The following is a 20,778-nucleotide window of genomic DNA, read 5'->3' on the forward strand; positions in this document are numbered from 1 at the left end:
ATGTAGCACCACCAGCATGATTATCAAACCTATTCTGTCTAAATATTCTAACCATAATTGGTGAATAGATATAAAAGAATTTAAAAACCCAGCCGAAAATTTTTCAGCTGGGTTTTATATATTGTAATGGAAAATATTTTTTACGCTAAATCATCTTCCACTTCCTTCTTATCCTTAAGCATCCATGGAATCACAAAGTAAAGAGCAGTTGCTATTCCCATTGCCAATACTCCGGTTCCAATCCATAAAATATTAAAACCTAATTTATCAGCAATCATAGTTCCTATATAAGGGGTAATGATAAACGCTATGGAAAATGACATCCCGTTCAGTCCCATATAAGCTCCCTTATTATTCGCACCGGAGCGTAATGCAGTGATAGTTGACATAAAAGGTAACGTCCAGATTTCACCCACACAAAGTAGTGTCATAGAAACCAATAAAGTAATCATACTATAGTCAAAAGCCAGCATTGCATAGGAAAATCCACAAATAAGAGTTCCTATAAGCATTGTAAATGCAAGACTAAAATACTTTTCGGCAACCTGTACCAATCCCATTTCCAGCAAAACAATCAGGAATCCGCTATAGCCGAGAATATACCCGATATTTTGCTGACTTAAATGTGCAGTATCCTTATAAAAAATAGTCAATGTACTGAATAACTGGAAAAAACAGATAGAAAACAGCATACAAAGCACACAATAAATCAAAAACTTACCATCCTGATAAGGTGAATTTTCTTTTTTAATCTCAATGATCTCTTTTACTTTCTTCGCTTCCTGTTTATCCAGTTTTGCACGACCTTTAAAGAACCATATATACATTAAACCAGCCAGTAAAGCAGCCAAAGCATTGCTGTAAAACAGGAATTCATAGGAAATAGCAGACAGGATTCCTCCTAGCGCAGGACCTATAGAAAATCCTAAATTAACCGCCATACGGTTCAGAGAAAAAGCTCTGGTTATGTTTTCAGGCTTTGCATACTTGGTAATGGCTACAGAGTTTGCCGGACGGAAAGTCTCACTTACAATACTCTGAGCAAGGATAATGGCTGCTAAACCTACTTCTGTTTTAAATAAGGGAATCATACAGAACAAAGGCACACTGAGCAGTAAGCTCAAGCTCTGTACTCTGTATTCACCAATCTTATCAGTGATCATTCCACCAAACCAAGAACCAATAACGGAACCGATTCCGAAAAAGCTCAAAACAATTCCTGAGTTTTCAATACTAAAATGTAAATGATTGGTCATATACACTCCCAAAAAAGGAAGTACCATAGAACCGGCTCTGTTGATGAGCATTACCAACGCCAGCATCCAACTCTCTTGCGAGAGTCCTTTGAAAGAACTCGTATAAATGTTTATTAATTTCACAATAATATTTTGGGGAAAATTTGAAAATGCAAAGTTAGATAAAAATGCATGTAAAAGCCTCTATTTTAAGGCTTTTTTATAAATAATATTAATAAAAATAATCGATCAGCTGTATCAGGATAAAAACTAATATTTTAGATACATAAGGTTTAAAAACATTTATAAAATTCGTAAATTGCAGTAACAACAGGATTTTATACTAAAATTTCATAAAAACACACATTAATTTCAACCAACACGTAAGAATGGTAACCTACGAAAACTTACATGACACCCTTTCTTTTTACAGTATTGACTGTCGCCAATCCTACTATATCTCCTCTGGAAACCCAATCTTTGAATTTCCAAAAGTTCCTTTCAGAATGGATTATTATGCGCTCTGTATATGCACCGCCGGAGAAGTAACTGTTGAAATAGACCATCATCAGTATAAAGCAGATGCTCATAGTATTCTGGTTGCAGCACCGTCTACGATTGTAAAATTCATGAATACCAGTCAGGATTTTATGATGAAATTACTCTTCTTTGATAAAAATTTTCTGATCAAAAATATTTCGAATCCCTTTATCATTGAAAAAATGAATTTGTTTTCCAAAGGCTCCTATAGTCTTGTCAAAACGACTCCCAAGAATTCTATAGTATTGCAAAACCTTCTGAATTATCTCAAAAAGAAATCCAGAAAACAAGGAAAATTCACTGAGGAAATTGTTCGCACCATCATTTTTAATCTTTTACTGGAAACTGCTGAAATTATCGAAGCAAAACATTCTGCAAACCCTGATAAGGAAGATGGAAAAAAAGATCTTTACCTCAAATTCAGCCAACTGATTCGGGAAAACATCAGGCAGCACAGAACTGTCCAATTCTACGCTGATCAGCTTTGTGTTTCTAATAAATACCTTATTGAAATCATTAAAAAAGCCAGTGGAAAAACGCCTCATGAAGTCATTGATGAAACCCTGCTAAAAGAAGCTTATGTGATGCTGGGAAATCCGGATATCACAATATCAGAAATTGCCTTTGAACTTCAATTCAACTCCACCTCTGCATTTGGACGTTTTTTCAAAAAACACACTTCTATTTCTCCTTCTGAATATAGGATAGCAGAAAATATACAGTCGTAGGAATTTCGGGACACTAATTCTGACATTAGGGATATACATTGCTTTTTGATTAGAGGTACCTTTATAATGTTCAAAAAAACAAAATAAAATGAGTACGATCAATTCAAAATTCGACAAAGTTTTAAATGCCTCTGACCAATTTGGAAAAGTAAACCACGAACCGGATTCAAGCAAGGAAGTTCAGATTAATACTCCTGAAAAGACAATGTCTTTTTCAGACCAGATCGGAAACTATCAAAGAAATAAAGGGATTCCTTTACAATCCTATGAAAACAGTAAAATCTATATTGTCGGAAGTGGAATTGCAGGAATGTCTGCAGCATATTATTTCATCCGTGACGGGCATGTTCCCGGCAAAAATATTATTTTCCTAGATCAACTTGCTATTGAAGGAGGTTCATTAGATGGAGCCGGAAATGCAAAAGACGGTTATATCATCCGTGGTGGACGTGAGATGGATATGACGTATGAAAATCTTTGGGATATATTTCAGGATATTCCTGCTCTGGAACTGCCTGCACCTTACAGTGTATTGGATGAATACCGCCTGATTAATGATAATGATCCCAATTATTCAAAAGCAAGATTAATTCACAATCAGGGACAAATTCAGGATTTCAGTAAATTCGGATTAGAGAAAAAAGACCAATTGGCCATTGTTAAGCTTTTATTAAAGAAAAAAGAAGAGCTTGATGATCTTAGTATTGAAGATTATTTTGCTGAATCATTCCTGAAGAGTAATTTCTGGTTCTTCTGGCGCTCTATGTTTGCCTTTGAAAACTGGCACAGCTTGTTGGAACTGAAACTGTATATGCACAGATTCCTTCACGCTATTGACGGAATGAAAGACTTCTCATGCCTGGTATTCCCTAAATATAACCAGTATGATACCTTTGTTACTCCATTAAAAAACTTCCTGGTAGAAAAAGGAGTACAAATTCAGTTTGACACGTTGGTAAAAGATCTTGATGTTCATATCAATACGGAAGGAAAAACGGTAGAAGGGATCATTACGGAACAAAATGGAGAGGAAGTAAGAATACCAATCGGTAAAGACGATTATGTGATTGTGACCACAGGATCTATGACAGAAAGTACTTTCTATGGAAATAATACAACTGTGCCCGAAGTAACAATAGACAACAGCAGTGCCGGGCAAAGCGCGGGATGGAAATTATGGAAAAATCTTGCTGCTAAATCTGAAGTCTTCGGGAAACCTGAAAAATTCTGTAGTCATATTGAAAAGTCTTCATGGGAATCTGCAACATTAACATGTCGTCCGTCTGCATTTACTGAAAAATTAAAAGAATTATGTGTAAATGATCCTTATTCCGGGAAAACTGCTACAGGAGGTATTATCACCATTACTGATTCTAATTGGGTGATGAGTTTTACCTGCAACAGACAACCTCACTACCCTACCCAGCCGGATGATGTTCTCGTAGTATGGGTATATGCTCTACTGATGGATAAAGAAGGTAATTACATCAAAAAAACGATGCCTGAATGTACAGGAAATGAAATTCTTGCCGAATTATGCCATCATCTAGGAATAGCAGATCAGCTTGATAACGTGGTTGAAAACACGATTGTTCGTACTGCATTTATGCCTTACATTACTTCTATGTTCATGCCAAGAGCAAAAGGAGACCGTCCGAGAGTAGTGCCTGAAGGGTGTACCAATTTAGGATTAGTAGGACAGTTTGTAGAAACCAATAATGATGTGGTATTTACGATGGAAAGTTCTGTAAGAACAGCCAGAATAGCGGTATATAATCTTCTCAACCTCAACAAACAGGTTCCGGATATTAATCCTTTACAGTATGACATTCGACACTTATTAAAAGCTACTCAGGCATTAAACGACTATAAACCGTTCCTGGGAGAAGGAATTTTAAGAAAGATCCTGAAAAATACTTATTTTGAACATATATTGGTTGACCGTCCTGAAGAAAAAGAGGAACATGAGTCTTTCTTTATGGAACAGGTTGGTAAATTCCAGGAGTGGATTAAAAGAGTGAAAGGTTAGAAAATTTTGAATACCGGATAACAAAGATTTTTATCGCCACGAATACACCAATTATTTTATGTATTTATGGTAAAAAATAAAAAATCAGGACTTATTTCTAAGTCCTGATTTTGTTTATTAATTATTCCCGAAAATTATTCAGGTTTATAAGAGTCTTTTAAAGTTACGGTACGGTTGAATACCAATGCATCATCTGTAGAATCCTGATCCTTTGTAAAGTATCCAATTCTTTGGAACTGAAGTGGTTCACCTACAGCAACATCCTTCAAACTTGGTTCAGCAAAACCTTGAACTGTCGTTACAGATTCAGGATTGATGAAGTTTAAGAAGTCTACATCTTTTTCAGCATCCGGCTGTTCTACCGTAAACAATTGGTTGTAAATTCTTACCTCAACAGGGATCGCATGTTTAGCAGATACCCAGTGAAGTGTTCCTTTTACTTTTCTTAAACTCTCTTCTGTTCCACTTCCGGATTTACTTTTTTCATCGTAAGTAGCATAGATCGTTGTGATTTCTCCATTTTCATCCTTCTCTACTCTTTCAGCTTTGATGATGTATGCTGATTTCAAACGAACTTCTCCACCTAATTTCAGCCTGAAGAATTTATTGTTTGCTTCTTCTTTGAAATCTTCACGTTCGATATACAGTTCTCTAGAGAAAGGAATTTCTCTGGTTCCTGCATTCTCCTGTTCTGGATTGTTTTCTGTTTCTACCCATTCTTCTTTGTCTTCAGGATAGTTTTCGATCACTAGTTTTACAGGGTCTACAACCGTCATTACACGTTTAGCCACCTTATTCAGATCTTCACGTACACAGAAATCAAGCAATTGGATCTCGATCAGGTTTTCTCTTTTCGCAACCCCTACTTTATCAATAAAGTTTCTGATAGCCGTTGGGGTGAAACCTTTTCTTCTCATTCCTGAAATGGTAGGCATTCTTGGGTCATCCCATCCTGTTACTACTCCTTCAGCAACTAGTCTCTGTAGCTTTCTTTTAGAAGTAATCATATAGGAAACGTTCATTCTTGCAAATTCTCTTTGCTTGTTTTTCACCTTTCCCTCTTCGTAAACCTGATCTAAATACCAGTTGTACAAAGGTCTGTGATTTTCAAACTCCAAAGAACAAAGCGAGTGTGAAATCTGTTCTATATAGTCGGATTCACCATGAGCCCAATCGTACATTGGATAGATTTTCCAAGCTGTACCCGTTCTGTGGTGAGGCTTATTCAAAATTCTGTACATCACAGGGTCACGCATATTCATGTTGGGTGAAACCATGTCAATTTTTGCACGAAGAGACATTGAACCGCTTTCGAATTCTCCGTTTTTCATTCTTTCGAATAAATCTAAAGACTCTTCAACAGGACGATTTCTGTATGGAGATTCAATTCCCGGTTCTGCAGGATTTTTTCTTTGCTCGGTAATCACTTCAGAAGGCTGCTCATCTACGTAAGCTTTTCCTTCTTTAATTAATTGTACGGCCCAATCGTAAAGCTGCTGGAAGTAATCGGATGCGTACAAAACTTTATCCCATTTGAAACCTAACCATTCAACGTCTTTCATGATAGAATCTACGAATTCCTGTTCTTCTTTTTCAGGGTTCGTATCGTCGAAACGAAGGTTTACGGGAGCGTTGTATTTTTCACCCAGCCCAAAGTTGATGCAGATGGCTTTTGTATGCCCTACGTGCAGGTAACCATTAGGTTCAGGCGGAAAACGGAAACGGATTTGATCCTTGTTCAAACCGTTTGCCAGATCATCTTCAATAATTTGCTCAATAAAATTGAGTGATTTTTTTTCTTCTTCCATTAAATTAGCTTTTGTTTATAGCAAAAAAAGTGGTACAAAGTTACGGAAAATTTGGGGTTCAGAAAACTCTATTTTTTTACGTCTTTTTTATCAGGTTTAGGCTTAGGTACTTGATCAACCCATATTTCAAGCTTCCCTTCAAGAACAGCATATTTAAAATTATTGTAATTAAAATATCTAGTCTCCAAAATAATACCTTTTTTACGGAATTCTTCACAAAGCATGTTCGCTATATCTTCATCTCCTTTATGGAAATATCTTATTTGGTTGATATCAAAAGAAGGTATATTTTGTACTCCCTGAACACGAAACATATATCTTTTCTGCGAGTCTTTAGAATTGGCAATAATAACTTCATTACTAATATAGTTTTCAAGATTTTTGATTAGTTTTGGATTTGTCTTATTAGCATTATTAGAGTAGTGAATGTAGACCATAGAAACACTTGCCCCATTATTCACTTTTGAAATTTTTGTATTTCTAGCAGAATCAGCTTTTTTCAATGCCTCAATAATAGCCCCAGCCCCCTCCTTCTCATTGTCCTTCCTATATACAAACATTTTATTAATCGTCTTCTTACTGATTAATCTTGTAGTGGCAAATTCTTCTGAATTAACAATATTCAAAAATTTATCAGTCTCCTCATCTCTATTATCTTTTTTATATTGGAGATTATTGCTTTTTACTTCGCTATCTAGAGCACCTAAAGCATCTTTAGCATGTCCGTTAATAGGTGTCTTATAAGTCTGAGCAATGGTATAACGCAACATAGAATTTTTTAAAAAATCAAATGAACCATCATCTTTTTTTGAACTAGGTGCTGAAATAAAATTAACAAGTGTAAACCGGATCTTTCTTTTAGGGTTTTCATTTACTAACAAATGTTCCTTATAATATTTTTTTAGCCTTTTATATATCGCCAGCGTAGTAGATGTTCCTGTATTCTCATAAAAACCACCATCTCCAAGATGACCTGTTCCAGGAACTTCATTATAGGTACTTAACATTGGAAATGCCTGACTTTGAGCAACCGCAGCAGAAATTGGAATATAATATCCTTTATTCTCATCTTTGCTTGCAAATTCTTTAACAATATCTCTTGCACGTAACTCTAAATCATCAGGCCGTACAGGGGAAAATATAGCTTTTTCCCCTTTTTCCATCAGGGTAGTATTGATGAAAAACAATGGGTTTAACTGCTTTTGAGCTCCAGCTTTGTCACCATACCAAAGATCAAGATAATTTTGATCAAAATAATCTTCAACGGATTTTAAATACTTTGAATTTACAGTATAACTTGCCGCCACCATTGCATTCTTTTCTTCTTGTTGTAAAATATAATTCCTGTCAATATTCTTATTCCTTATTGATGCTGCAATAGGGTTTATAAAATAATCAGAAAACATAAGCCCTAAAAAATTACTGCTAAAATAGTTAGTTGTATAAAGCTCACTAACAAACTTATACCGATCATCCATAAATTCCTTATCGCCATTTAAAGGTAAAATATTATTGGTTTTTATAGCAAAATAAAAGTTTGCCCCATTGGATGATCCGGATACTGTGGAAATACTAAAAAGGTTATTATAAAATTGAGGATTGGCAGCTTCTACATTTAATAGATTGGATAATAACCAACTTCCCGCAGTAGAGCCTCCTCCTTCTCCCGAAATAAGATAAACATCAATAGGTTCAGTATTTTCAAGATCATTATACTGATGATTATTATTCAACCATTTAAAAAAATAGTCTTCCAGTTTATCCCTTCCATCATTACAAGTAGTAATCAATTTTTCACGGGAAGTATTTTTATTTTCCAACATATAGATTGTTTTATCCGGTTGAATAGCAAGTATGATCCCAACCAAAATTATTACTCCATAAAAAATATATCGTTGTTTATCGTATTTCCCCTCAAGTTTACCCGTTTTATAATGCTCAATGATAATAATTATTCTAGGTATTGTATACAATAATTCAAAACCAAGTATAAACACTGTTGAAATAATGATCAATATGACAGTTGGGGAGATCCATATCAGCTTTGAATTTAAACTGAATATGGAAAAAATTAATAGAAGTGAAATGCTAATAAAAATTGTTGAACGATGAAGTATTTTACTGAAATTATATTTTGATTCCACATTACCAGGTTCTTTCTCTTTATAAAGCAAAAATAAAAAGGTAGCCAAAATACAAATAACATTATAGATAATCAGTAAAATCAAAAATATATTATAACCTAGGCTACTGCTTGGTTCAAGATATGGAACCCGGAAAGAAATCAAAAAAATAACAAGGGGAAGCACTGCTACTATAAAGAATACTAATATAAAACTATCAAGTAACCTTTTGCGAGTTTTATTTTTAGTAAAAAAATTATAGAATACATTAAACTTTTTGTTTAAAAAATTTAAAATATAGAATGAAATAAATAACAGACATAAGAAAATAACCCACACAGATTCTATAGCAAAAATCGATTTTATTAAACATACTCCTAAAGTAACAGTATAGGTAACCCACGGTAAAATAGCAATATACTTTACAGGAATCTGATTTCTTTTTTCATTTTTTTTCCCATTATAAATATCTTCAAAGCCTTGATAATAAAACAACACTTCTTCATTGGAAATATTACGACCTAAAAATACTTTTAGAAAAGATGCAGGAATTACCCATAAAGAAAGTGCAAGCAGAGTAAATGCTAAAGCAATAAAAAAAACATTAGAAACATTTTCTTTATCACTCAGTGCATAAATAAAATCATCACTAACATCTGAAACTACGAATAGTAGAAAGACAAAGAAAACAGACAAAAAGATATAAATTCCATTCGCTTTAATAGTATTATAAAGCTTTTCTAAATAATAGATTACAGTTTTCATGGTATTAGTTTTAGTAGTATTAAAATTAACTAAACCAGAAGTTTTAACAAATCACCCGAAAGGGGTATTTTGATTCATTATTTTTATTAACTTTATAAAAAACTAATCATGGCCGTTTACATCTTAAGCAATCGGAAAATCGTCCGTCATAAGGGGGAAAAAGTAGATTCATTTTCCAACGACGAATATTCAATTCCTAATTTCAGGATTGCCAAATGTGATTTTGATAATTATAAGGAACCAACTGCTGCGGCCAAAAAGAAAAAAGAGTATACCAATAGAAACATCCTGAATTACAAACTGTTTTCTGAACCTGAAAAGCAGGGTTATGAAGAGGTTCTGGAAGTTTTATTGAAAGAAAAAGGAATCAAAGAATCTCCACTTACAGCCAATAATCTTGGCGGAACCCAAAAGCTCTTCTACGAGCTGTACAAAAATATGTCTGCCACTAAGGACAGAAGTGATGTACTGATATTCATCCATGGTTATCTGTATGATTTTGATGATGAATTAAAGGCAATTCTTGATCTAAAAAAAATATTCATTGACAATCCTGCTTCTCCTGTTGAACATATTCTATTTGTGAGCTGGCCAGCTTCTGGCAGTATTATTCCTTTGAGTTATTTTGATGACAAGGCATCCAGCATCAACTCCGGAACATCATTGCTGAGACTCTTCTATTTTTACACTCAGTTTTTAAAGGATATTTTTTCAAACCGTGATCTGATCCCATGCAACCAGAGAATTCATATTATGGCCCATTCTATGGGAAACAGAGTTCTTCAAAGTATGTTATACAGTTTAAAAAGGGAAAATATTCTTAGAGTAATTGATCAAGTCATTCTTCTGAATGCCGATGTTTCTTATAAAGTATTTGAAGATTCTGAAGATTCATTTAATAAATTACCCCTGCTTGCCAACCGGATTTCTATTTATCTGAACAGACAGGATCTGATTCTCGGAGTCTCACAGTTTACTAAAAATATTCTTACTCCACGATTGGGTAAAAATGGGCCAAGTGATATAAGTCCTTATAAAGATATTGTTTCTATCATCGATTGTACTTTCGTAAAAGACGATCTGCTGAACAGCATCAAATTTGAAGTTGGAAACCACTGGGGATATCTTTCCAGTTCACAGGTACAAAATGATATTTTTCAGAATTTATATGGAGTAGATAGAAATCTTATCAGCAATAGAACTAAGAATAACGAAAATATTTTCACAATTATTTCTTAATGATTAATTAAAAAAACACTATAAAATCACCCCCTATGTTAAAGTCACCACAGTCCTAACAAATGGCATGATGATTGCCAATTCAAATAGTAGAGAATTACAATTTTTTTATCATGAAAAAGATTAAAAAAAGGTTTTCATATATCTTAACTTATATAAAGAAAGCCATCTTCGTAAAAGATGTGATTTAATTGAAAACAACAACCCATAAACAACAGATTATTCGACCCTACAATTACTTTATCCTTTAAGCACCTCCGATCTCACCTTATAATTCCTACATATCCTTGCAGGGATTTTTCTTCATGATTTATCATTTATAAATTGTCATTAATGAATAATATACCCCAACTTTCATTTTTACGATATTGATATAAAATTTCTATTATTCTGTTAAAAATCAATAAAATAATTCACCACATGTTGTATAATATAAAATGATTTTGGATATTTACTCATCAAACAAATTAAAATATTTACAATGAAAAATCTAAGAAAATTAAACAAAGGAGAATTAAAGAAAATTAAAGGAGGAAGACCTCCACTAGGTTGTAACAGTTGGAATCCTACAGCAGGCTGCTGCAGAGCATGGGCAGACGGCTATTGTGGCGAGGCTACATGTCCAAACTCACCCCCTCCGTTTTGCTAGACTTTACATTTTGAATCATAGCAACTCATTTTAGATGATGCCTTGAATTCAAAATTACGATGTATAAAGATCCAATGTCTAAACTTTGTGGCATTGGACTTTTAATTACATTCAAAATCAAATCTAATTCTAAAAGTATCCGATTATGAAAAATCTAAGAAAACTAGAAAGAGTAACTTTAAAGACAATTAAAGGAGGCTATATTCCTATGGGCTGTATGGAATGGGATGGAAGAAACAGATGTTGTATAGCATGGGAAGCAGAGTATTGTCACAATCCCAATTGCCCGGATGCACCACCTCCATTCTGTTAGTTAATTTCATTCTATCCTATTTTGAAAAAAGCTTCAATGCTGACACATCATGTATTAGGCTTTATTAAATAGTTCAAAAGATGACCATCTAATTAACCAAACATTAAAAATAGAAACCATGAAAAATCTAAGAAAACTAGAAAAAAAGATATTAAAAACGATCAATGGAGGAAATATTCCTGTAGTACCCATAGGGTGCAACATCTGGGATTCTAGAGCCAGATGTTGCAAAGAATGGGATTGGGAACATTCGGGTAACCCGACTTGTTAATTCATCTTTTATATTTTGAACCATAGCAACTCATTTCTGAGATCTAAACTGGATTCAAAATTATTTGTAAATAAAGCTCCAGTGCCTAAACCTTGCGGCATTGGGCTTTTTTTGGTGAAAGTATACTGAGCAATAGCATTCAAACCTATATTGCTTTCCAATGCAGAGGTAATCCACCAGCCAATATTGAGCTCATCAGAAAGAGAAATCCACTCATCAGAACCCGCAAAACCTCCAACCAAAGCCGGTTTCAAAATGATATACTGTGGTTTTATCGCTTCTAAAAGCTTTCTCTTCTCTTTTGGATCTGTAATTCCGATCAATTCTTCATCCAAGGCAATAGGTGTAGGTGTGTGAGCACACAATTCGGCCATATCCTTCCAGTTTCCTGCTTTGATAGGCTGTTCAATAGAATGAATATGCAAATCTGCCAACTGCTGCAAAACAATGATAGCCTCTTCTTTTGTAAATCCACCATTGGCATCTACACGAAGTTCCAGTTGTTCTTTGGAGAATTTCTCTCTCAATTTTTGAAGAATAATATGCTCTGATTTCCAGTCGACCCCAATTTTCAACTTGATACAATGAAATCCTTTTTCCAATTTATCCTGGATTTGCTCTTCCATATATCCTACATCTCCCATCCAGATCAACCCATTGATGGTAATGGCCGATTTTCCTTCCGTGAACTCACTTGGAAAATAAATATTCGACCCAAACTGTAAATTCCGAATAGCCTGCTCATATCCAAACCATAGGGATGGAAATTCTTTTAGCTCTTCTTTTAAAAAGTCCGGATTTTGATTAATGTTTTCACATAGCCATTTCAGCTTATCTTCATAATCGGGTCTGTCGTCAAAACTCAGTCCTCTGAAGATGGCACACTCTCCTATTCCTTTCTTTCCATTGTCTGAAACTTCAAGAATAAAGGTCTCCTTATCAAGCAAAACGCCACGAGATGTTCCACTCGGGCGTTTGAATTCTAATAAATATTTAAAATATGATGCTTCCATTTATTTTACGCTGTCAATACGCATAAATTCTTCAGCTTTTTCCACCATATCAATACTTCCACAGAAAAACGGAATTCTCTGGTGAAGTTCTGTAGGCTCTACTTCCAGAATTCTTCTGAATCCGTCTGTAGCTTTCCCACCTGCCTGTTCTGCAAGGAATGCCATTGGATTACATTCATATAGCAATCTTAATTTACCATTAGGTGCCTGGGAATAAGACGGATAAATATAAATTCCGCCTTTCAGCATATTTCTATGGAAATCTGCTACCAAAGAACCAATATATCTGGAAGTGTAAGGACGATCTCCTTCTTCCATCTGACAATATTTAAGATAATTCTTTACTCCCTGAGGGAATTTGATATAGTTTCCTTCGTTGATAGAATAAATCTTTCCTGTTTTAGGGAAAGTCATGTTTGGATGAGAAAGGTAATATGTTCCTAAAGAAGGATCCAATGTAAATCCGTTCACTCCATTTCCTGTTGTATAAACGATCATCGTAGAAGAACCATAGATGACGTATCCTGCTGCAATCTGATTCACTCCTTTTTGTAAGAAGTCTTCAAGTTGTACCGGAGTTCCAGGCTCTGTAACTCTTCTGTAAATAGAGAAAATGGTTCCTACAGAAACATTCACATCAATGTTTGAAGATCCATCCAACGGATCAATCAATACTACATATTTACTTAAATGGCCGTTTTCACCACATTTAATATCAATGAAATCATCATTTTCCTCAGAAGCAATACCACAAACAACCTCTCTTTGAGACAAAGCCGTAATAAAAATTTCATTAGCAATGACATCCAATTTCTGCTGTTCTTCACCTTGAACGTTTTGATTTCCTGCAGCTCCTGTAATATCTACAATTCCGGCTTTATTTACTTCTCTATTAACCACTTTCGAAGCCAATCTTATTGCACTTAGAAGACGAGAAAATTCACCTGTTGAATACTGAAAATCGTCCTGTTTATCGATAAGAAATTCTCCTAAAGTCTGTAATGGCTGATTTGACATATTTTTTCTTTTTACTTTTCCCCCAAATTTCGGAAAATTTATTGCATTAAGAAAATTTAATTACAAAAGAGATTACAACCTGTATATCAAGACGATACAATCACAACAAAACATAATATTAAATATCAGCTTAGTGCGTTCCCTCCATTTCGTTATCCCAAACCAATGAAAAATTCAGATTATTTATTTTTATGTAAGATCTTGAAAGATTCAAATAGAAAAATGGAAAAAAGTACCTCCTATTATTGATCTTATTCTTAGGTTTTGGCTAAAGCCAATTGAATTTTTATTTTTTATTTAAATGGGCTAAAGCCCATTTGTATTGAAACTCTCATATTTGAGATTAAAACCTTCCGTTCCGATGTTTGAAAAAGAAATATCAAATAAATGTATGGAATAAATAAGATTCTTAATTCTTCTTAATTCGCTCTATACCTGCATTCAACCTTTATTAAATCTCATTTTCAGGGCGATTTTAATAAAATCTTAATTCCATCACATGAGCAGCCTATTTCATATCTCGCTGTAAATTTATAATTTTGTCGTCCGTAAAAAACTCATGTAATTTTTATCTAACAAATTTATTTTTAACAATTTAATGAAAATTTTCAAGTTTGGTGGCGCGTCTGTGAAAGATGCCGACAGTGTAAAAAATGTGTCCATGGTTCTACAAAGCCAAGGATTTGCCAAATGTTTGCTGGTAATTTCAGCGATGGGCAAGACAACAAATGAATTGGAAAAAGTTGTAGAACTTTATTTCAAGAAGGCTAACTATCAAACTGAGATTGAAAAGATAAAACGAAAACACATTGAGATTGCGGAGGGTCTTTTTCCTGAAAATCATGCGGTTTTTGCTGAAATCAATCTCTTTTTTGACGATATTGATTCTTTTTTAAGAAGAAATAAATCTCCTAATTACAACTTTGTGTATGATCAGGTGGTAAGCTGTGGGGAAATGATTTCTACCAAAATCGTAAGTGAGTACCTGAATGAGATCCAATTCACCAATCAATGGCTGGATGCGAGAGATTATGTAAAAACAGATAACTCTTATAGAGAAGGGGTTGTAGACTGGACAAAAACCGAAGAGTTTATTTCCAATTTAAATCCTGAGATCTGCTATGTAACACAAGGATTCATTGGTTCAGACGAAAATAATTTTACAGTAACACTAGGAAGAGAAGGTTCTGACTACTCAGGAGCTATTTTTGCTTACTGTTTAAATGCTGAAGCAATGACGATCTGGAAGGATGTACCGGGAGTAATGACCGGAGATCCAAGAAAATTCGATGATGTCTCTCTTCTTTCCAATATCTCTTATGAAGAGGCTATTGAAATGGCTTATTATGGAGCAAGCGTGATTCACCCGAAGACGTTGCAGCCATTACAGCAAAAAAACATTCCTTTTTATGTAAAATCCTTTATAGATCCTACCAAAGAAGGAACTAAGATAGGTGCTTCAGACAAAAATCAGCAGGAGGAATCTTATATTCTAAAAGAAAATCAGGATCTTTTGAAAATCTCAACAAGAGACTTCTCTTTTATTGCGGAAGATCATATGAGCCTGATATTCGGACTCTTGTCTAAATATAAAATTAAGGTTTCCCTGATGCAGAATTCTGCCATTTCATTGGCGTTATGTCTGGAGGATAAATTTAATCATCTTGAAGAGCTTAATGAAGAGCTTCAAAAAATTTTTAAAACCGAAGCAATTAAAAATGTATCTTTATTCACAGTAAGAAATGCGAAGATGGATCACATTGATAGATTTTACCACGAAAAAAATGTATTATTGGAACAAATTTCCAAAAATACCCTTCAAATGGTAACACAATAATATTAATTGCGACTAAACACACATGAGTTTAATTTCGAAAAACGATCTGATCAAAGCTTCCGGCTTAAGTAAAATTGGGTTTCTAAAGAATCCAGTAGCATCTGCTGTGATGAGCATTGCTAAAATAAATGAAGTAAATAAATTATACGACAAATTAAAAGATAAGGAAGGCAAGGACTTTTTCGACTCATTTGTAAGAGAAAGAAACTTAAGCTATGTGGCTTTTGAAGAGGATTTGGCAAAAATTCCGAAGACCGGGCCGTTTGTTCTGGTTTCCAATCACCCGCTGGGTGCTATTGACGGGATTTTGATGTGCAAGATCTTATCAGAGGTTCGTCCGGATTTTAAGGTAATGGGAAATTTCCTTTTGGAAAAGATCAAACCTATGGAACCGTATGTAATCGCTGTAAATCCTTTTGAAAACAGAAAAGAAGCTTATAGCAGCTCTTCCGGAATGCGAGAGACCCTCAAGCATTTACAAGACGGAGGCTGTGTAGGTATTTTTCCGGCGGGAGAAGTTTCTAATAAGAACAATCCTTATGGAGAAATTTTAGATAAAGAATGGGAAAAAACGGCACTCAAGCTTATTAGAATGGCTAAAGTGCCTGTTGTTCCTATGTATTTCCATGCAAAGAACAGCCGACTTTTTTATCAGGTAGCTAAACTTCATCCAAGTTTACAAACTCTTATGCTTCCTGCAGAAATGATGAATGATAGAGAAAAACCTATCAGAATCAGAATTGGGAAACCTATCTCTGTAAAAGCAATGGATGAGATGGAAACTATTGAAGAATTGGGAGAATTTTTGAAGCGTAAGGTGTATATGATGAAATCTTACTACGAAAAAAGAAAATCTCTTGCTCAAAGCATCAACCTTCAGAACCTGTCTGTTAAATTTCCTTTGTTGAAGGAGGAAAATATTGTTCAGAATATCATTGATGAAACTCCTGTTGAAGACATTATGAAAGATGTTGACAAACTTAGGGGTACAGACAAGATGTTATTCAGCAATGGAAACTACGAAATCTATTTTACCACTTACGAAGAAATCCCTTCAATTATGAGGGAAATCGGTAGACAGAGAGAATTAACATTCCGTGCAGTAGGAGAAGGAAGTAATCTTCCATTTGACCTTGATGAGTATGACAAGCATTACCACCATTTATTCCTTTGGGATAATGCAGAGAAAAAGCTAGCCGGAGCCTATAGAATGGCATTGGGTAGAGAGGTGATGAAGAAATATGGTATCAAAGGCTTTTATACAAGTTCTTTATTTGAGTTTGAGCAGGACATTCATCCTTTCTTTAAAAAAGTCATTGAAATGGGACGTGCTTACATTTGTCAGGAATATCAGCAGAAACCACTTCCACTTTTCCTTTTATGGAGAGGCATTGTGCATGTTTGCTTGAGAAATCCTGATCATAAATTTCTGATGGGAGGAGTAAGTATTTCCAACAAGTTCTCTGAGTTTTCCAAATCTTTGATGATTGAGTTTATGCGTTCTAATTATTTTGATTCTGCAGTAGCTCAGTATATCACACCGAGAAATGAGTACAAGGTAAAACTTCGTGACCGGGATAAAAGTCTTTTCTTTGAGGAAATGGAGTCTGATCTAAACAAGCTGGATAAGATTATTGACGATCTTGAACCGGAATTGAGACTTCCTGTCCTGATTAAAAAATACATCAAGCAAAATGCAAAAGTAATTGCTTTCAACGTTGACCCCAACTTTAATGATGCGATTGACGGATTGATGTATATCAGAATCAGTGATCTTCCTGAAAGTACGATTAAACCAGTACTTGAAGAGATGAGTGAGCAAATCAGAAAAGAACAGGAAAATAATCCGACTGATAATCAATAGGTTTTTAGTTTTAATCAAAAAAAGTACGATGAATACTTGCTTTGTATACTAAAACTTACTACTTTTGCATCACTTTAAAACAACGAAGTAAGTCAAACAAAAATATAATGGTTTCTTAGCTCAGTTGGTAGAGCAATGGATTGAAAATCCATGTGTCCCTGGTTCGATTCCTGGAGAAACCACAACAATTACATGTAAAAGTAGTTAAAGCCCCTTAAATAGGGGCTTTTTTGTTATCCGTAACTGATTGTTTGTAGTATTCTGAAGTATTCTTTTCTCCAAACCTTTCCCCCTATAGCAACCCCCTCCAAAAGCAAAGGGGAAATTTTGAATATAATTTCCAGTTTTGAGTCAAATATGACATGAAGGTAAAACTTGAAAACTGAAAATTATTATACTAACTCATGAATTACCATTTCAGAATTTTCAATAATTATGATTCTCCAACTTCTTTTTCTGATTAATGTTCAATATAAAAAAAAATTTCCCCCTGTAAGATCCAAGGGGGAATTTTTATAATTCCATGATTTTAAATACAATATATTGAATTCTCAATTTTAAGGTATAAATCGGCTTTTGCTAAAATACTTTGATATTATTTAGCTCATGAAATTCGGATTTCCAATTTTGAGGTATATATCGACGTGGAATTTTGAAGGATTCTCCAAATTGTATTTTTTTTAATTTTCCTGCTAAATATCCAACTATTTGATTTTCAATAATTTAATTTTGATTATTAGAAACAAATCTCTATCTTCGCTCCTTTTTTAATTTTTAGGAGAGTTAATGTAAATGGAAGCAGGAAAAATTCCTGCGAGATTAAAAATTAAAAAATAAGATTATGAAAAAATCATTTTCAATTTTACCTATCCTAAGAAAGGATAAAATAGGAGTTGACGGAAAGTGTCCGATTAACGTTCAGGTTAGATTAAATTCTAAAGTAATCAAACTACCAACAAAACAAAAGATATTTCCTGAGCAATGGGATAGCAAAACAAAAACTTGTATCGGTAAAGGTTACGGAGAATTGAATGTATTTTTAAAAGACATTACTTTAAAGTTAGAAAAATTTTGTCTGAATAAGATTAATAACAATCAGCCATTAACTATCGACATGATTAAAGATTACTACAATGGCGTTAATCTTAATTGTTTCTATACGGTATTTGATAAAATGCTCGAAATAAAAGCAGAAGATTTAAAAGAGGCTACCATTTATAAGTATAACCTTTTAAGAAGATACCTGAAGGAGTTTAAAAAACAGATTGATGTTGCAGAAGTAGATTTGATGTTTATAGGAAAATTTGGAGCATTTTTGAAAAAGAAAAACGACGGTAAACATGGAATAGCTAATCATCATAAAAATCTGGATGCTATCATTAATTTGGCTATAAAACAAAAATTGATGGTTGATAACCCCTACATCAACAAGGAATATAAAGAAAAATCCAAATGTATAGTTTTTCTTACTCCAGAAGAGCTTGAAAGTTTCACTAAAATAAAAGTGAAACCTAATTCTGGGATGAAATTAACTAAAGATAGATTCATATTTGCTTCCTTAACAGGATTAAGACATTCTGATGTTAATACGCTAAAAATGAAAGATATTGATTTTAAAACAAAAATCATCATTAAAGAGCAAGTTAAAACGGGTAATGAAGTTAAAATACCTTTGAATACGAGAGCCTTTCTAATGGCTAAACAATATGGCAAAGGAAAAGACAAAGATGAACTTCTATTCCCTACCGTAACCAATCAGAATGATAATTCCAGATTAAAAACCCTTGCGGAAGCTATTGAATTAAATAAAAACCTGACCTTCCATGTTTCAAGACATACCTTCGGAACGATGATGGTAAATTATTACAATGTTCCGATAACGATTGTTAAAGAAATGATGGGACATACCGATATAAGTATTACGGCTAATTATGCTAATGTTAATACCGACATGATGAAAGAAGCCATGAAGAACAAATTTAAGTTTTAGTGATCTTGGATTTTAATTAGGGTAACTGTCTCTTTATAAAATTGATTTTTTATTTTTAGAGGTAGTTACCCTAAAATTTTAGCTATCTTTGTAACATAAAATATGAAATTATAAGAATAAAATATTATTAAAATAAAATAGAAATACCGCATTTAGCGAACTAACTCCTGTAATCGAAAAGTCGAAATTTTAAGTGGTACGGGAAAGGTTTGGCAAATGCTCGGGTTTAGGCTCGGGCGTTGCTTTACTTTGTACCACAGGGCTTCGACTCCCTCGATTACGAGTAAAGATTAACGCTTCGAGCTTTTTTTATGCTTATGGGTTTCCGTAAAAAATATTGAGAGTTGAAGCGTATAATTGAACTTAAAAAAAATTATACTATGAAAAAAACATTCTTATTTGTAGACCTATTATTCTTCTGGTTTACCTCTCATAAAACTAATTCTGAAATAAATGGAATTAGCAAAATAAAATCCTTTGTGAGCTTACTTCTTCAGAAATCCTCAATTAAAAAATATAATTATGAGTGATTTCTCTTTACTGGTTCGGATAAAATACGATGCCTTAGATTCAGAACAAAAACGAATGTTTGATGAAGAATATAAGCGAAGGAAAAAAACTTTTAAAGACGATTATAACAGCGATCTTGCTTTAGAGATATTACGGGATATTTCGATTATGTTTCCTGATGAGAACCGTAATTCAGAGGATAAAGATATCAATAAAAAGGCTGTTGTAAGTGACCTTTACATTACTCAAAAAACGCAATCAGGAGAAAGTTATTCATTTTATATTATAATTGGTATAATCATCCTGTTTAGTATTTCTGCTTTCTTCTTAAAGCCCAATAATACAGAGATGAAAAATAAGATTGTTGATGATATTATGACTTATCAACCTCAACTTTTCAAAAATATAAAAGATTTTTTTGCTGGTGAGAAGCTCAATGAAATGCAATCCCAGAGCTTTATAACTTTATTTCTATCAGAGAATGGTTATGAAAATAGTAAGGTATATAATGAAGACCTTGTTCTACTAAGGAAATTAGTCTATAAAGATGAAAGTGATAAACAAAATCTGATAACCGCTTACGGCTTCTTTGGTTTTACAAAGATTATATATGAGGATGAAAATTTAAAAGACAGAAAGTTTGGAAGTTATAAAAATGAGCGGAAAACAAAACCTTATGAATATAGTGTAATAGAATCTCCAAATAAATATCAAAAATTTGAAAGACCTGATTCTGAAGAAAACGAAACACAATCTGAAATAAGAGGAAAAAATAAAGTATACCAGAATTCTGAAGCTGCAACTAACGTTCCCAATCAGCAGGGAGATTCAATACAAATTAATTAAT

At 33.7% G+C, this 20,778-nt stretch carries 15 protein-coding genes and 1 tRNA gene; 11 read left to right on the forward strand and 5 right to left on the reverse strand.

Annotated features, from left to right (window positions below):
• Positions 1–140 precede the first annotated feature (140 nt).
• Complete coding sequence (locus GTR01_RS19495; RefSeq protein WP_160139449.1) at positions 141–1,322, reverse strand: MFS transporter; 1,182 nt, start codon at positions 1,320–1,322, stop codon at positions 141–143.
• Positions 1,323–1,624: 302 nt separating this feature from the next.
• Between GTR01_RS19495 and GTR01_RS19500 the strand changes: the two genes are divergently transcribed.
• On the forward strand, positions 1,625–2,503 hold the full coding sequence (locus GTR01_RS19500) for a helix-turn-helix domain-containing protein (RefSeq protein ID WP_160139429.1): 879 nt from the start codon (positions 1,625–1,627) through the stop codon (positions 2,501–2,503).
• Positions 2,504–2,591: 88 nt separating this feature from the next.
• Positions 2,592–4,532, forward strand: coding sequence for an oleate hydratase (locus tag GTR01_RS19505; protein ID WP_160139430.1), 1,941 nt, complete (start codon positions 2,592–2,594; stop codon positions 4,530–4,532).
• 134 nt (positions 4,533–4,666) lie between these two features.
• On the opposite strand, the gene GTR01_RS19510 is transcribed toward GTR01_RS19505, so the two are convergent.
• Positions 4,667–6,340, reverse strand: coding sequence for a glutamine--tRNA ligase/YqeY domain fusion protein (locus GTR01_RS19510; RefSeq protein ID WP_160139431.1), 1,674 nt, complete (start codon positions 6,338–6,340; stop codon positions 4,667–4,669).
• A gap of 68 nt (positions 6,341–6,408) precedes the next feature.
• On the reverse strand, positions 6,409–9,228 hold the full coding sequence (locus GTR01_RS19515) for a hypothetical protein (RefSeq protein ID WP_160139432.1): 2,820 nt from the start codon (positions 9,226–9,228) through the stop codon (positions 6,409–6,411).
• Positions 9,229–9,336: 108 nt separating this feature from the next.
• On the opposite strand from GTR01_RS19515, the gene GTR01_RS19520 reads away from it, so the two are divergent.
• From GTR01_RS19520 to GTR01_RS19535, 4 genes are all read left to right on the forward strand, one after another.
• Positions 9,337–10,467, forward strand: a complete 1,131-nt coding sequence (locus GTR01_RS19520) for an alpha/beta hydrolase (protein ID WP_160139433.1) — start codon at positions 9,337–9,339, stop codon at positions 10,465–10,467.
• Between the two features lie 481 nt (positions 10,468–10,948).
• Positions 10,949–11,116: a bacteriocin-like protein gene (locus GTR01_RS19525; RefSeq protein WP_160139434.1), complete on the forward strand. Its 168-nt coding sequence runs from the start codon at positions 10,949–10,951 to the stop codon at positions 11,114–11,116.
• A gap of 145 nt (positions 11,117–11,261) precedes the next feature.
• Entirely contained in the window at positions 11,262–11,429 is a 168-nt protein-coding gene (locus GTR01_RS19530; RefSeq protein WP_160139435.1) for a bacteriocin-like protein, read from the forward strand.
• A 118-nt stretch (positions 11,430–11,547) separates the two neighbouring features.
• The gene (locus GTR01_RS19535; RefSeq protein WP_160139436.1) at positions 11,548–11,700 is read left to right on the forward strand and encodes a hypothetical protein; all 153 of its coding nucleotides are present in this window, start codon (positions 11,548–11,550) and stop codon (positions 11,698–11,700) included.
• Between the two features lie 8 nt (positions 11,701–11,708).
• Here GTR01_RS19535 and GTR01_RS19540 read toward each other — a convergent pair whose 3' ends face one another.
• Positions 11,709–12,713 carry an o-succinylbenzoate synthase gene (locus tag GTR01_RS19540; protein ID WP_160139437.1) on the reverse strand — a complete coding sequence of 335 codons (1,005 nt, stop codon included), beginning with the start codon at positions 12,711–12,713 and terminating at the stop codon, positions 11,709–11,711.
• On the reverse strand, positions 12,714–13,730 hold the full coding sequence (gene fbp / locus GTR01_RS19545) for a class 1 fructose-bisphosphatase (RefSeq protein WP_045499772.1): 1,017 nt from the start codon (positions 13,728–13,730) through the stop codon (positions 12,714–12,716).
• 598 nt (positions 13,731–14,328) lie between these two features.
• Between fbp and GTR01_RS19550 the strand changes: the two genes are divergently transcribed.
• The 5 genes from GTR01_RS19550 (at position 14,329) to GTR01_RS19570 (ending at position 20,777) form a co-directional block, all read left to right on the forward strand.
• Entirely contained in the window at positions 14,329–15,567 is a 1,239-nt protein-coding gene (locus GTR01_RS19550) for an aspartate kinase (RefSeq protein ID WP_160139438.1), read from the forward strand.
• A gap of 22 nt (positions 15,568–15,589) precedes the next feature.
• Positions 15,590–17,431 (forward strand): lysophospholipid acyltransferase family protein, encoded by a 1,842-nt coding sequence (locus GTR01_RS19555; protein ID WP_160139439.1) that lies wholly within the window; start codon positions 15,590–15,592, stop codon positions 17,429–17,431.
• A 109-nt stretch (positions 17,432–17,540) separates the two neighbouring features.
• Positions 17,541–17,613: transfer RNA gene (locus GTR01_RS19560), tRNA-Phe, on the forward strand.
• 659 nt (positions 17,614–18,272) lie between these two features.
• Positions 18,273–19,421 carry a site-specific integrase gene (locus tag GTR01_RS19565; protein ID WP_160139440.1) on the forward strand — a complete coding sequence of 383 codons (1,149 nt, stop codon included), beginning with the start codon at positions 18,273–18,275 and terminating at the stop codon, positions 19,419–19,421.
• Between the two features lie 585 nt (positions 19,422–20,006).
• The gene (locus GTR01_RS19570; RefSeq protein ID WP_160139441.1) at positions 20,007–20,777 is read left to right on the forward strand and encodes a hypothetical protein; all 771 of its coding nucleotides are present in this window, start codon (positions 20,007–20,009) and stop codon (positions 20,775–20,777) included.
• Position 20,778 lies beyond the last annotated feature (1 nt).

Origin of the sequence: Chryseobacterium sp. c4a (genome assembly GCF_009900745.1) — a bacterium.
GTDB lineage: Bacteria > Bacteroidota > Bacteroidia > Flavobacteriales > Weeksellaceae > Chryseobacterium.

What these genes read in the sequence shown, in the direction of transcription:
- GTR01_RS19515 (WP_160139432.1), bottom strand. Translation starts at nt 9,228, where the DNA reads ATGAAAACTGTAATCTATTATTTAGAAAAGCTTTATAATACTATTAAA.
- GTR01_RS19530 (WP_160139435.1), top strand. Translation starts at nt 11,262, where the DNA reads ATGAAAAATCTAAGAAAACTAGAAAGAGTAACTTTAAAGACAATTAAA.
- GTR01_RS19550 (WP_160139438.1), top strand. Translation starts at nt 14,329, where the DNA reads ATGAAAATTTTCAAGTTTGGTGGCGCGTCTGTGAAAGATGCCGACAGT.
- GTR01_RS19565 (WP_160139440.1), top strand. Translation starts at nt 18,273, where the DNA reads ATGAAAAAATCATTTTCAATTTTACCTATCCTAAGAAAGGATAAAATA.
- GTR01_RS19500 (WP_160139429.1), top strand. Translation starts at nt 1,625, where the DNA reads ATGGTAACCTACGAAAACTTACATGACACCCTTTCTTTTTACAGTATT.
- GTR01_RS19570 (WP_160139441.1), top strand. Translation starts at nt 20,007, where the DNA reads ATGTTTGATGAAGAATATAAGCGAAGGAAAAAAACTTTTAAAGACGAT.
- GTR01_RS19555 (WP_160139439.1), top strand. Translation starts at nt 15,590, where the DNA reads ATGAGTTTAATTTCGAAAAACGATCTGATCAAAGCTTCCGGCTTAAGT.
- GTR01_RS19510 (WP_160139431.1), bottom strand. Translation starts at nt 6,340, where the DNA reads ATGGAAGAAGAAAAAAAATCACTCAATTTTATTGAGCAAATTATTGAA.
- GTR01_RS19525 (WP_160139434.1), top strand. Translation starts at nt 10,949, where the DNA reads ATGAAAAATCTAAGAAAATTAAACAAAGGAGAATTAAAGAAAATTAAA.
- GTR01_RS19495 (WP_160139449.1), bottom strand. Translation starts at nt 1,322, where the DNA reads ATGCTGGCGTTGGTAATGCTCATCAACAGAGCCGGTTCTATGGTACTT.
- GTR01_RS19505 (WP_160139430.1), top strand. Translation starts at nt 2,592, where the DNA reads ATGAGTACGATCAATTCAAAATTCGACAAAGTTTTAAATGCCTCTGAC.
- fbp (WP_045499772.1), bottom strand. Translation starts at nt 13,730, where the DNA reads ATGTCAAATCAGCCATTACAGACTTTAGGAGAATTTCTTATCGATAAA.
- GTR01_RS19540 (WP_160139437.1), bottom strand. Translation starts at nt 12,713, where the DNA reads ATGGAAGCATCATATTTTAAATATTTATTAGAATTCAAACGCCCGAGT.
- GTR01_RS19520 (WP_160139433.1), top strand. Translation starts at nt 9,337, where the DNA reads ATGGCCGTTTACATCTTAAGCAATCGGAAAATCGTCCGTCATAAGGGG.
- GTR01_RS19535 (WP_160139436.1), top strand. Translation starts at nt 11,548, where the DNA reads ATGAAAAATCTAAGAAAACTAGAAAAAAAGATATTAAAAACGATCAAT.